Source organism: Rossellomorea aquimaris, assembly GCF_001877785.1.
Classification (GTDB): Bacteria; Bacillota; Bacilli; order Bacillales; family Bacillaceae_B; genus Rossellomorea; species Rossellomorea aquimaris_A.
In genome coordinates this window covers 11,836-24,927 of the sequence record NZ_MINN01000011.1, presented here as the reverse complement: position 1 = coordinate 24,927, position 13,092 = coordinate 11,836, and the positions used below count along the sequence as shown (strand labels likewise).

Below are 13,092 nucleotides of genomic sequence, written 5' to 3'. Positions count from 1 at the left end.
TGGGTATAGAAAGTTGAGGAAACCTAAAGGCGGGATGGAGAATGAATAAGGAAAGAGAAGAACTGGAATCCTGGAAACGTAAAATATTTAAACGCTCTTCGGTGTTTCACCGGGTTTCAAAGCAGGCTCAAAAGAAGATAAATCAATTTATTCCTGAGAAAGCCCATATGATGATCACGGAAAGCATAAAGAAAATGGTGGAAGTCACCTTAAAGGGCAGTGAGTGGGCGAATACGTCCAAAGCGGGGGTTCATCTTTCTCTGGGAAACAGAGAAGAGCGGATGGGAGAAAAGTTGGAAGCCCACCGTAAAGCTGCTGTCATCGAAGGAGCGGGGACAGGGGCAGGAGGCATTTTTCTCGGGCTCGCGGATTTCCCTTTACTGCTTTCCATCAAGATGAATTTCCTGAGCGAATGCTCCGCCATCCACGGCCTGGATGTAAAGAAATATGAAGAAAGACTGTTTCTCCTATATGTGTTTCAACTTGCATTTTCAAGCGATGAGCACAAAAAAGAAACGTTGATGGTAATCGAAAACTGGAATGAGAAGAAGGAAGAACTGATGGACATGGACTGGCGTACTTTCCAACAAGAGTACCGTGATTATATTGATTTCGTAAAGATGTTCCAGCTCATTCCCGGAGTAGGGGCGGTAGTGGGTGCCTACGCAAATTATCAGCTTTTGGACCAGCTGGGAGAAACGGCGAAATATGCGTATCGTATCAGGTATTTTAATGAAAGTGGGAAATAAAAAAGATCGGCCGAGGCCGATCTTTTTGTATTACTTCCTGGCAGTGATTCCCGGCTCGGCATGTTTTTTCTGATAGTGCAGGGTGGCGGAGGCCAGAGTCTTGGCAGCAATCAGCAGCGCTTTCTCATTGATGTCGAACCTTGGATGGTGATGGGGATAAAGGGTATCGGCGTTTTCAGGGGCCGCCCCCGTGAAGAAGAATGTCCCTTTCACCCTTTCGAGATAATAGGCGAAGTCTTCTCCTCCCATTTGAAGTTCAATCTCTTCCACACTGTGAACTTCATCGATCTCTGCGGCAGATTCAATGAGAAGCTGAGTTTCCTCCGAATGATTTACAACCGCAGGGTAGCCCCTTTCAAAACGGTATTCGTATTCACATCCGACGGAGAGGGCAACCCCTTTTATGATCTGCTCGATCTCCGTTTCGATGAAATCCCTTACTTCCGGATTGAACGTTCGGACGGTACCGATCAGTTTAGCGCTGTCTGCTATCACGTTGAATGCATTATCAGCGACAAATGACCCCACTGTTACAACAGCCGGATCAATCGGGTTTACCCGTCTGCTTACGATCTGCTGCAAATCAGTTATCAGCTGGGCACCCGCGACAATTGCGTCTTTTGTTTTATGAGGCTGTGCACCGTGACCGCCGGAGCCTTTGATCACGACTTCGAATCGATCGGCTGCGGCCATGATCGGACCTGTCCTGAACAGGATCTTCCCGAGCTTTTCCGTTGCCCACAAATGTGTGCCAAAGATTACATCGACGCCTTCTAGACAGCCGTCCTCTATCATCGGCTTGGCGCCGCCCGGAGCATATTCCTCGGCATGCTGATGAATGAGTTTGACCGTTCCCTGAAGTTGACTCCGGTATTCATTCAATGTCTTCCCCAGAACCAGGAGAGCAGCGGTGTGGCCATCATGTCCGCATGCGTGCATCACTCCGGGTACGGTCGACTTGTATTCCACATCCTTCTCATCCTGGATGGGAAGTGCATCAAAATCGGCGCGCAACCCGACCGTTTTTCCCGGGAGGCGGCCTTTGATCGTTGCCACTACACCGTTACCGCCTACTCTTTCCCGGACATCGATCCCAAGTTGACGGTAGTATTCCGAGATATATTTGGCCGTGTTTTTTTCCTGGAAAGAAAGTTCCGGATGTTTATGCAGATGCCTTCTTATTTCTACCATTTCCCTCCATCGCTGCTCCAATTTCTGATATAATTCACTCAGCAAGTTAAAACCCCCTTATAATGTTGAAGATTTAGAATATTATAACATTAAACGGGAGTGAAAAATAACTTAATCTTTGACTATCCTAATGAAAGGAGGGATTAGATGAAAAAGGGATTTTACATAACCGGAATCATTACGTTCATTCTATTTATGACGATTGCACATTTTGTTTATTATGATTTGTCCATTCCATGGGATCCCTATTTGCTGGGGAACATGAATCATATGCGATTCATTAAGATCTTTTCGGTAATGGGGACTGAACTCGCCATCGGGGGAGGGTCTATTTTGCTTATCCTGTACTTATGGTGGGCCAAAAAAGATTTTCCCGGCATTTTAACTGTAGTGGTCGCCGTTGCAGGCAGCAATGTCCTGAATAAAAGCATAAAGAACTTGATGGAAAGAGACAGACCGCCTTTTCCGCATGGGGAAGAGAGTTTCAGTTTCCCGAGCGGGCATGCTATGGTCGGGATTGTGTTCTTGCTGACAGCTTCTTACTTTATCAGCAGGGAGTTCTCCTCAATCAAAGTGAAATGGGGCATTTACATCCTTGCAGCGGCAACAGCATTCCTGGCAGGGATGAGCAGGGTGGCGGAGCAGGCACATTACCCGTCGGACGTTCTTGCGGGCTTGCTCATCGGCTATTCCATCTTTACCTTGACCACCTTCCTGTACGAAAAAAATCCATATAAAAAGGTCCGTCCTTCTGGTGCCTAAACGCACTGAGGATGGACCTTTTCATTTTACAGGATAAAAATGGCCACTATGGTCGTGACGGTAAGTCCGATGATGACCGGCAGCATATTCCTCCTGGCAAGCTCGAACGGATCTACATTACAGATGGCAGCTACCGGAATGATGGCCCACGGTACAAGGGTCCCGCCCCCTACCCATATACCTGCAATCTGGCCGAGTGCTGTCAGGGTCGCAACACCCGTGCCTATACTTTGGGCAAATAAGTTTGCCACCGAACCGGCAAGTGAAATACCTGAGAATCCTGAACCGTCAAGTCCGGTTATGGCACCGACAACCGTAAGTGTAACAGCCCCGACTGCCTTCGAGAGAGGAACTACTGCAGCAAGGGATGCACCCAGGTCATTGACGATCCCGTGGGACGTTTCCGGGAGGAAATCCCCGATGATGGTCCCGAACCCGGCATCCCCCAGGTAGAAGAATGCAGCAATCGGAATGACGGGACCGAAAACCTTGAAGCCGAATTGAAATCCGTCTATCAGAAAACTGGTGGAACGCTCCAATCCTTTTCCTTTATAAGCAGCCAGGGAAATGATCAACAAAATAAAGATGGATGTTCCACCGATTAATGCTGTCGCATCCCCGCCCTGAAGGTCAAACGAAACCATTGCAGCAATATTCATGGCGAATAATACGGGAATCAGAAGGGCAATCACATTTCTCCATCCCGCAGATAGCAAGTCTTGCTCTGATGGCGAGGCTTCATCCTCAAGGTAAGTTGATTGCTCTACCTTTAAGATTCCTTTTTTCATATCCCGTTTAATAAAGATAAAAGCAGTGATTGTCGTGACAAGCCCCATGACGATTACCAGCGGCACACTCGCTGCGATAACATCTCCTACCGGAATCCCCGCAGCATCGGCTGTAAGTTTGGGAGCTGCCTGGATGACAAAATCCCCTGATAAGGCAATCCCGTGCCCAAAAAGGTTCATTGCCATCGCGATACCAAGTGCCGGAAGCCCGACCCTTAATGCCACAGGGACAAGGACTGCCCCAAGCAGTGCCACTGCAGGTGATGGCCAGAAAAACCATGAAATAAGCATCATGACAATCCCGATCGTCCAATATGCAAGAGCGGGAGTTTTTATGAACTTCGTGAATGGCCGGATCATGACATCATTGACACCGGTTGCAGTCAGCCCCTTGCTCATTGCCACTATGATCGAAATGACCAGGATTGTCGACAACAATTCAGTGATGGCAAATATGAAGCTGTTAAATACAGAGCTTATCGATCCGCTCAATGAACCAGTCGCAGTCAAAGCAATACTGAAGATCCCGATTATACATACAATCGTAGTATCCTTCCTGAAAACCATAAATAATATTATCAATCCAATAAACACCAAGTAGATCCAATGAAGCGCCGTTAAGTCGATCCCCAAAAGATTACCCCCTTCACATATCCTCTCTCAAATTGGGTGAAAGCCCCGAATCTGTACTATAGATTATGAAAAATGAATAAAGGTGTGATACCGCATTTTCAGTCTTGAGACGGAGAAGAAATCGGACGTATGCGGCTCTTCTTCACCATCAATTAGGATTAATATGTAGTCAGGAACAGGATTTTTTATCCTTTTCTAGAAACTATATAGGAGTGAAGGTGGTGGAGGAGTGAGCAGCAGAGGAAGAAAGCGGTGGTTTTTTTCACTATTGTTATTAATATCCGGCGTTATGCTGTTACTGTTGAATCTTGGTGTCATTTCCTTGGAAATAACGATGGATTTTGTCAATATAATCCCAATATTGCTGGTTCTGATCGGGTTGAAATGGCTGGTTGACAGCTTTTCGAATAAAAGTTTCGGTAAATTGCTCTTCGGTCTGTTTAGTCTCGTCTACGGATCGCTTATCTTTCTTGATAAATGGAATAAAGTGAACTTTGACTATGGGAGCTGGTGGAAACTTTGGCCGTTATTCATCATTGCAATTGCCATTCGAACCGTAATGAATAAGTCTTTGAATCTGACTGTTACGGTTGACCGCTCTTCAGATAGGAATGAAGATAAGACATTTAAGGGGCGGGAGGAAGGCAGTTTAAAAACCGTCAAAAAAAACCATAGAAAAAACTTCATTATAGGGGAAATCAAATATTCCGAACCGAATTGGGCGTTAGAGCCTATGAATTTTCAAAACGTGGTAGGCGATTATTATTTCGATTTCAGTAAAGCATTTATCCCCGAAGGTGAAACCCCGATCGTCATTAAGGGGTGGGTTGGGGATGTAAAAGTCATCATCCCGGAAAATATTCCAGTCGACATCGAGATTGATGTGAAAGTCGGGGAAGTGAAACTGTTTGATCAAAAGTCTGCTGAAATCAGATCTGATTTCTACTACCGGTCTCCGGGATATGAAGAATCGAGTAAGAAAATTAAACTGCTTATTAACATTAAAGTAGCTTCCATCCGAGTGAGTGAAGTATAAAAGATGGAGTCGGAAATAGAAGGGGGCGGGAAGATTGGACCATACTTCTGCTATCAGAAATATGATCATTAAAAGTTTTTTTATGATGGCTGTCATGGCAAGCCTGATCTCATTTGTCTCCCTTCAAGTCTATTTGTTTTTGTCCCATAACGACGGGGTTTCATTAAGTCTTTCCATTTACCTGACTCTTGCTTTATTGCTGATTCTCCTGCTGCTGAGTGTGTATTTCGGATTCCGTACAAGCTATGCATTTAAAGGGCGGATCGATGATCTGTCTACGTTTGTCACGCTGCTTAGAAGCGGAAAGCTCTCGGCAAGGGTGGAATCAGGTGAACATGATGAGCTTGGGGTGCTTGCAGATGAGATGAATCATCTTGCCACTTATATTCAGGAACAGGTGAAGTCTTTGCAGCGTCTGGCAGATGAAAAATCCGAGCTGGCCGAAAAAGCTCACGGTGCAGCCGTCATGGAAGAACGCCAGAGACTTGCCAGGGATTTACATGATTCGGTCAGTCAGCAGCTGTTTGCACTCAATATGCTTTCTTCAGCAGCACTTAAAAGCATTGTGCACGATTCAGGCAAGGCGGAAGGAATCATGAAGCAGGTGGCAGAAATTGCTTCAAAGGCACAGGGGGAAATGAGGGCGCTGCTTCTTCATTTAAGGCCGGTGGACTTAAAGGGTGAGGATATTCGCGAAGCTTTGATTACTCTCATCAGGGAACTGAAAGAAAAGACGCAGCTTGAAATCGAATCAAAATTCGAGGGGATGGAAGATCTCTCAAAAGGGACAGAAACACATCTGTTCAGAATCATCCAGGAAAGCCTTTCAAATATCCTAAGGCACTCAAAAGCAACCAGAGTAATAATCATGACGGAGAAAAAAGAGGGCTTCCTGACACTTTATATAAGTGATAACGGAATTGGGTTCAATCCTTTTGAAAACAAAATGACTTCTTATGGACTTCAAACGATGAAAGAACGGGCTGAAGAAATAGGGGGGCACTTTCAAATCAGGTCGAAAGAAAACGAAGGTACATATATCAATTTGAGAATCCCGGTCTGATGAAGGGGGAGAGCATGGTGGAAAAAATTAAAGTAATGATTGTCGACGACCACGAAATGGTCAGGTTAGGGATGAAAACCTATCTGCTCACGGAAGAACGAATCGATTTCCTTGGTGAAGCAAAGAGCGGAAATGAAGCGGTCCAGCTAGCTGAAATCTATCAGCCTGACGTGATATTAATGGACCTCCTGATGGAAGACGGAAACGGAATCGAAGCGACAGAAAAAATTCTATCCCATCTAAACGGCTGCAAAATCATCATTCTCACAAGCTATTATGATGATGAGAAAGTATTTCCGGCGATAGAGGCTGGTGCACACAGTTATTTGCTCAAAACAGCAAGTGCAGAGGAAGTCACTTCTGCTATTTATAAAGCTGCAAAAGGGGAATCCGTCATCGCCTCCAAGGTCGCTGATAAAATGATGACACGATTCAGGCCGCAGGAAAGAAAGCCGCATGAGGAATTGACCTCACGTGAATTTGAAGTTTTGGAATGCCTCGGGGAAGGGATGACCAACCAGGAAATATCGGATACGCTATTCATAGGGATCAAAACGGTCAAGACGCATGTCAGTAATATCCTGAGCAAATTGGGAGTGGCGGACCGGACGCAGGCTGCGATTTATGCAAACAGGAACGGGATTATTTATAAGAAGTAGAAGGAAAAAGGCTGACAGGATTTCCTGTCAGCCTTTTTGTAAGTTTCATGCGCCTTTCAAATCCTGATACCGTGGACTTATTCTTCGCTCACGATATATTCTGTCACGTAGGAGGCACGGGGGAAGATATCTTTCTTGGCGTCGATTCCTTCTTCTGTACCCCTCTTTTCATGGGCTTTTTGATATTGTCTGGATTCCTGCCAACCCAAAAAGCTTTGGCGGTCTTCCCATAATGTCATGATGACATATGTATCACTTTCGAGTGGACGGAGCACCCGGATGGCGATGAAGCCCGGCACCTCTTCGATCAGGCCTGCACGATTCTTGAAACGGTATTCGAACAGGGGACGTCCTTCATCCGAGACGGGGATATTATTAAAAACCGCATATCCCTTTTTTTCAAGGGCACCGGATTGATCGACGATTTCGTAGCTCCTCGGTGATTCGAACACCGTTTCACCTTCCGTCTCATGTACGAGCAGGGCATCCCCCTCATGCATTAAGATCATCTTTTTATCCTGGTGCTTATTTAAAATCTTCTTTAAGAATTCAAGGGTGCCTGTTGTCATATACATGTTCATCTTCCTTCACCTCGTAAAAGTAATATACGTATATCTTCCCTAATCCTGATAAACTGTAACCTTATTTTTAATGAATATTTCTTTCGGAATAGAAAATCGGCAAATTTATGACATTTACTGTTGATAACTATACATTTTATCCATAAAAGTCTATAGTTTATAAGGGTTACAGTTTGTACGGTTAAACAATTTTAGAATTTTATTCTTTTATAATACAATAGAACCAATGGATGAGTGAAAGGTGGCCGTTTGATATGAAACATTTGAATGAGACATTTTTGAAAGCTGCGAGAGGTGAACAGACTGATTATACACCGGTATGGTTTATGAGACAGGCCGGCCGTTCACAGCCTGAATATAGAAAGATCAAGGAAAAGTATTCCCTTTTCGAAATTACGCATCAGCCTGAACTCTGTGCGTATGTAACGAGACTTCCGGTCGAACAATATGACGTGGATGCTGCGATTCTTTATAAAGATATTATGTCACCGCTGCCGTCAATCGGAGTGGACGTGGAGATCAAGTCCGGCATCGGTCCTGTAATCGATAATCCGATCCGTTCTGCGGCAGACGTTGAAAAGCTTGGGGAAATCGATCCTGAAAGCGACGTTCCGTATGTTCTGGATACGATTAAACTCCTCACACAGGAACAACTTTCAGTGCCGTTGATCGGGTTTGCAGGAGCTCCTTTCACAATGGCAAGCTATATGATTGAGGGAGGCCCTTCCAAGAACTATAACAAAACAAAATCATTCATGTATTCAGAACCGAAAGCCTGGTTTGCATTGATGGATAAGCTTGCGGATATGACCATCACGTACGGGAAAGCCCAGATCAAAGCCGGTGCTTCTGCTTTCCAAATCTTTGATTCCTGGGTTGGAGCACTGAATGTACAGGATTATAGAACTTTCATTAAACCGGTAATGGAAAAAATCTTTACTGAACTCAAGGAAGAGAATGTACCTTTGATCATGTTTGGTGTGGGGGCGAGCCATCTGGCGAAAGAATGGCATGAACTTCCACTTGATGTAGTGGGTCTCGACTGGCGTCTGCAGATTAAAGAAGCACGCACAATGGGAATCTCAAAAACGGTTATGGGGAATCTTGATCCCGCTATCCTTCTGGCGCCTTGGGAAGTGATTGAGGAAAGAGCGAAAGCCATACTGGATCAGGGCATGGAACTGCCTGGATATATCTTTAACCTGGGACACGGTGTCTTTCCGTCAGTCAATCCCGACACCCTTAAACGCTTGACTGCTTTTGTTCATGAATACAGTGCGAAGTAATGAATACACGGTGTAACATAACCGACCACTATAAGAGGTGAATAGAATGACTAAAAAGAAGATGGGTCTGTTGGTCATGGCCTACGGGACCCCATATAAAGAAGAAGATATCGAACGATACTATACTCATATCCGTCATGGCAGAACACCTTCAGAAGAGATGCTTGAAGACCTCCGTGGAAGGTATGAAGCAATCGGCGGCATCTCACCGCTTGCCAAGATTACGATGGATCAGGCAAAGGGCCTGGAAGAGCATCTGAATTCCATTCAGGATGAAATTGAATTTCATATGTACCTGGGTTTGAAGCATATTGAACCATTTGTAGAAGATGCAGTGGAACAAATGCATAAAGATGGTATAGAAGAAGCTGTTTCCATCGTCCTAGCTCCGCATTTCTCGACGTTCAGTGTTAAATCCTATAATGGACGAGCGAAAGAAACTGCCGAGAAATTGGGCGGACCGGCGATTACATCAGTGGAAAGCTGGTATGAGGAACCTAAATTCATCAATTACTGGGTTGAAAAAGTAAAAGATACATTTGCCCGCATGAGTGAAGAAGAACGCAAAAACGCTGTCCTCATCGTTTCTGCACATAGTCTTCCTGAGCGAATCCTTCAATATGGAGATCCGTATCCTCAGCAGCTTGAGGAAACCGCAAAGATGATTGCGGAAGGTGCAGACGTGGAGCATTATGCAGTCGGCTGGCAAAGTGAAGGGAATACCCCGGATCCTTGGCTTGGTCCCGACGTCCAGGACCTGACCCGGGAACTCCATGAGAAGAAAGGTTATAAAACATTTGTCTACACTCCTGTAGGTTTTGTTGCCGATCATTTGGAGGTATTATATGATAATGACTATGAATGTAAAGTAGTCACGGACGAAATTGGTGCAAGCTATTATCGCCCTGAAATGCCGAATGCCAAGCCTGAATTCATTGACGCAATGGCGGATGTCATTTTAAAGCATTTGATTAAATAAATCATCCCTGCTGTCGATTGATGGGGATGTGAAGGACTGCAGCTGATGAGGACATACTCAGGAGCTCAGTCCTTCTATTTATTGAAACGGGATGACATGGTGCAAGATCAGTTTTCTGAATAATAAGCAAACTGTCTGTGGGGAAAAGAAGAGGATACTATTTAGACAAAGAAGGCGATGTTTATGAGGGGACAGCAAGTTAAAAAGGTTGTGGTCATCGGCGGGGGGATCACGGGTCTGACGGCTGCTTATTACTTGCAAAAAGAGATCAAAAAAAATAACCTTCCCATTCAATTGACATTAGTAGAGGGTTCTCACCGTATGGGCGGAAAAATCCAAACCCTTATAAAAGACGGGTATGTCATTGAAAGAGGCCCTGATTCTTTTGTACCGCGCAAAGCAGGCCCTATTAATCTCGCGAAAGAGATCGGCATAGATGATATGCTCGTCAGCAGTACCTGGGGAAAATCATTTGTCATTGCCGGCGGGGAATTATATCCGATGCCGGGAGGGTCCATAATCGGGATCCCGACTCAGATTGCCCCTTTTATTACAACGAACTTATTTTCAATCACGGGTAAAATGAGGGCAGCCGCCGATTTCATCCTTCCGCGTTCAGCTGTCGCTGATGATCAGTCACTCGGAAGATTCTTCAGGAGAAGGATGGGGGATGAAGTAGTGGATAACCTCATCGAACCATTACTGACAGGGATCTATGCAGGTGACATCGATCAAATGAGCCTCATGTCGACATTTCCTGAACTGCATCAAATTGAACAAAAGCACCGCAGTTTGATCGCCGGCATTAAAAAAGCCGCTGCCCAGACCGCAGGCGAACAAAAGAATGGAAGATTCATGACGTTTACCAAAGGCCTTCAAACGCTCGTTGACGGAGTGGAAGAAGCCCTGGAACCCGGAACGGTTCAAAAAGGGATGAAGGTTTCACGGATAAATAAAGAAGAGGAGCGGGGTTATACGATTGAGTTCACAAACGGAAAAGTGCTGGACGCCGACAGTGTCGTGATCACCACACCTCACCATTGTCTTCAATCCATGTTCCCTTCCTGTTCATTCATGGATTATTTAAAGGAGATGCCTGCAACTTCAGTTGCGACCGTCGCCATGGGCTTTGATCAGTCAGCGATAAAGAAAAATATCGACGGCAACGAATTCATCGTATCGAGAAACAGCGATTATTCCATAACGGCTTGTACATGGACCCATAAAAAGTGGCCCCACAGTGCCCCTGACGGCAAGATGCTGATCCGCGTTTATCTGGGTAAATCAGGTGATGAAACAATCGTGGACTTATCCGATGATCAAATTGAGCAGATTGTGCTTGAAGACCTTGAAAAAATCGTCAATCTTGAAGGACGGCCTGAATTTACAGTCGTTACCCGCTACAAGGATTCCATGCCGCAATATACAGTAGGACATAAGAAACGTACAAAAACTCTTTACCGTAATTTGGAAGAGAGACTTCCTGGAGTGTTTATCGCCGGCAGTTCATATGAAGGCCTTGGCATTCCCGAATGCATAGAGCAGGGAGAAAAAGTGGTCGAAAAAACACTGAAGTACATGAAAGATAAAAAAGGGACCTCCTGAAAAAACAGGGGTCCTTCTCCTATTTCCCGACCCGATATCGGGCGTGCTGCAAGACCCAATTTTGGGGAAAAGCGTTCCCGAGCACCCAATAACTCATTCCTCTCAATTTATAATCATCTAATAACATATGTTTGGCCAATATGCTTCTCGCATCTTCAAACCAGACTTCATGCTGCTGACCGGATTCATCCCAATATTTGAAGAAGGGAGCCTGATATTCATTGTTATACTGGATCCGGACTCCATATTTTCCTGCTAAGTCAACTGCAGAAACGGGTGAAACGGTCTTTGCGAAAGTCCCTTCCTCCCAAGGTAACTTCCAGTCCCGCCCGTAAAGGGGCACACCCATGATAATTTTGCTGCGCGGTATAACTGTAACGGCATAATCGAGTACCTTTTTTACTTCATTGACTGGGGCAATCGCCCACGGTCTTCCCCCTGCCCAACCCCATTCATAGGTCATGATCACAACAAAATCGACTATCTCGCCGTGTGCTTTATAATCATGAGCCTCGTACAACAATCCTTTTTGGTCTCCATTGATTTTAGGTGCCAGTGCAGTGGACACTGAATAACCCTTTGGCTTTAATTCCGAGGTTACTTTCCGGAGAAACTGATTATAATTTTCCCGGTCTTCGGGATAGACATATTCGAAGTCGAAATTCACACCCTTATAACCCTTCGTTTTCATCGTATTTGTCAGGTTTGAAATAAGCTTATTTTGAAGTGTTTCATTCCGCAGAAGTCCAGCTGCCAGATCAGAATCAAACATTGAGCCTGAATAGTTCGTCAAGACCAGCAGAGGATCGACGTTTGTGTCATAAGCAGCAGCTATCAGCCCTTCGTCATTCAGGGACGTGAGGGTTCCTTCTTTAGTAATGGAATAAGTAAATGGAGACAAATAAGTGAAGTAATTCCCGAGCCCTCTTACTTCCCCGACCCCTTCGCTTCCGGTTTGTGTGATATAGGCATTAATTTCAGCGGTCTTTCTTTTGTTTGGGATGCGGATTTTCTGACCCGGATAAATGAGTGAAGGATTAGGTATTTGGTTTGCATTTAAAATGTCCTGTAAAGCAACTTTATAGTTATAGGAAATGGTGTATAAAGTATCCCCTGCTTTTACTGTATGAACAAATGACGGGAGGACGATCAATTGTCCGATGTAAAGCTGGGAAGGGTTCGATATCTGGTTGAAGGCAATCAGCTCGCGCAGACTGATATTGACTCTGGTGCTGACTGTATTGAGGGAATCACCCGGCTGTACGATATATTCTTTATTTGGCTCCGGGATAAGGAGACTCTGTCCGATAATGAGTATGTCATTATTTTTCAACTGATTTGCATATGAAATCTGGGACGTGTCAACAGAGAATTGCTTTGATATCGACCAAAGCGTATCACCGCTTTTGACAACATAGATATTCATGGGGCACCTCCTTGTCAGAGTGTTCTATATAGCTTATTCTTAAGGGCTTATCTAATATGTAGGCTCTTTTCGCATATTTTGTTGCTTTGCACATAAGAAAATACCGGAACTCGGGTATTTTCGGCTAGTACGTCCTTTTGAACTGGAGTTCTAAAAGAGCACGCCCACAAGCTATATTACAGGCTGCAAGCCCTTTACGAAAGCAACAATCTTTTAGAAAACAGCCAGTATGTAAAAAGAAAAGAGTTGTTTATTTTTTATGGATATGATAAATTAATAAATGTGTCTTTGACTAAAATTCATTTTCGGTCATTCAGTCAAGAGAGGAGTGAGG

At 44.8% G+C, this 13,092-nt stretch carries 12 protein-coding genes; 8 read left to right on the top strand and 4 right to left on the bottom strand.

Annotation, left to right across the window (positions count from 1 at the left end; translation table 11 throughout):
* Positions 1 to 41 precede the first annotated feature (41 nt).
* Positions 42 to 749 carry an EcsC family protein gene (locus BHE18_RS00160; protein WP_071616755.1) on the top strand — a complete coding sequence of 236 codons (708 nt, stop codon included), beginning with the start codon at positions 42 to 44 and terminating at the stop codon, positions 747 to 749.
* A gap of 30 nt (positions 750 to 779) precedes the next feature.
* Here BHE18_RS00160 and BHE18_RS00155 read toward each other — a convergent pair whose 3' ends face one another.
* Positions 780 to 1,985: a M20 family metallopeptidase gene (locus tag BHE18_RS00155; RefSeq protein ID WP_328585862.1), complete on the bottom strand. Its 1,206-nt coding sequence runs from the start codon at positions 1,983 to 1,985 to the stop codon at positions 780 to 782.
* Between the two features lie 102 nt (positions 1,986 to 2,087).
* Between BHE18_RS00155 and BHE18_RS00150 the strand changes: the two genes are divergently transcribed.
* A complete protein-coding gene (locus BHE18_RS00150; protein ID WP_071616754.1) occupies positions 2,088 to 2,702 on the top strand; it encodes a phosphatase PAP2 family protein in 615 nt (204 codons plus the stop codon).
* A 26-nt stretch (positions 2,703 to 2,728) separates the two neighbouring features.
* On the opposite strand, the gene BHE18_RS00145 is transcribed toward BHE18_RS00150, so the two are convergent.
* Entirely contained in the window at positions 2,729 to 4,123 is a 1,395-nt protein-coding gene (locus BHE18_RS00145; RefSeq protein WP_071616753.1) for a hypothetical protein, read from the bottom strand.
* 229 nt (positions 4,124 to 4,352) lie between these two features.
* On the opposite strand from BHE18_RS00145, the gene liaF reads away from it, so the two are divergent.
* From liaF to BHE18_RS00130, 3 genes are read left to right on the top strand one after another with little or no spacing between them, the layout of a single operon-like run.
* Complete coding sequence (gene liaF / locus BHE18_RS00140; RefSeq protein ID WP_083573549.1) at positions 4,353 to 5,159, top strand: cell wall-active antibiotics response protein LiaF; 807 nt, start codon at positions 4,353 to 4,355, stop codon at positions 5,157 to 5,159.
* Positions 5,160 to 5,193: 34 nt separating this feature from the next.
* Positions 5,194 to 6,222: a sensor histidine kinase gene (locus BHE18_RS00135; RefSeq protein WP_235860221.1), complete on the top strand. Its 1,029-nt coding sequence runs from the start codon at positions 5,194 to 5,196 to the stop codon at positions 6,220 to 6,222.
* 14 nt (positions 6,223 to 6,236) lie between these two features.
* On the top strand, positions 6,237 to 6,881 hold the full coding sequence (locus tag BHE18_RS00130; protein ID WP_071616752.1) for a response regulator transcription factor: 645 nt from the start codon (positions 6,237 to 6,239) through the stop codon (positions 6,879 to 6,881).
* Between the two features lie 77 nt (positions 6,882 to 6,958).
* Here BHE18_RS00130 and BHE18_RS00125 read toward each other — a convergent pair whose 3' ends face one another.
* Positions 6,959 to 7,462 (bottom strand): antibiotic biosynthesis monooxygenase family protein, encoded by a 504-nt coding sequence (locus BHE18_RS00125; protein ID WP_071616751.1) that lies wholly within the window; start codon positions 7,460 to 7,462, stop codon positions 6,959 to 6,961.
* Positions 7,463 to 7,716: 254 nt separating this feature from the next.
* Between BHE18_RS00125 and hemE the strand changes: the two genes are divergently transcribed.
* From hemE to hemY, 3 genes are all read left to right on the top strand, one after another.
* Complete coding sequence (gene hemE / locus BHE18_RS00120; protein ID WP_071616750.1) at positions 7,717 to 8,748, top strand: uroporphyrinogen decarboxylase; 1,032 nt, start codon at positions 7,717 to 7,719, stop codon at positions 8,746 to 8,748.
* Positions 8,749 to 8,794: 46 nt separating this feature from the next.
* Positions 8,795 to 9,727, top strand: coding sequence for a ferrochelatase (hemH, locus tag BHE18_RS00115; protein WP_071616749.1), 933 nt, complete (start codon positions 8,795 to 8,797; stop codon positions 9,725 to 9,727).
* A gap of 183 nt (positions 9,728 to 9,910) precedes the next feature.
* Positions 9,911 to 11,332 carry a protoporphyrinogen oxidase gene (gene hemY, locus BHE18_RS00110; RefSeq protein WP_071616748.1) on the top strand — a complete coding sequence of 474 codons (1,422 nt, stop codon included), beginning with the start codon at positions 9,911 to 9,913 and terminating at the stop codon, positions 11,330 to 11,332.
* Positions 11,333 to 11,351: 19 nt separating this feature from the next.
* Here the strand turns inward: hemY and BHE18_RS00105 are convergent, their stop codons facing one another.
* Positions 11,352 to 12,758 carry a LysM peptidoglycan-binding domain-containing protein gene (locus tag BHE18_RS00105; RefSeq protein ID WP_071616747.1) on the bottom strand — a complete coding sequence of 469 codons (1,407 nt, stop codon included), beginning with the start codon at positions 12,756 to 12,758 and terminating at the stop codon, positions 11,352 to 11,354.
* Between the last annotated feature and the right edge of the window lie 334 nt (positions 12,759 to 13,092).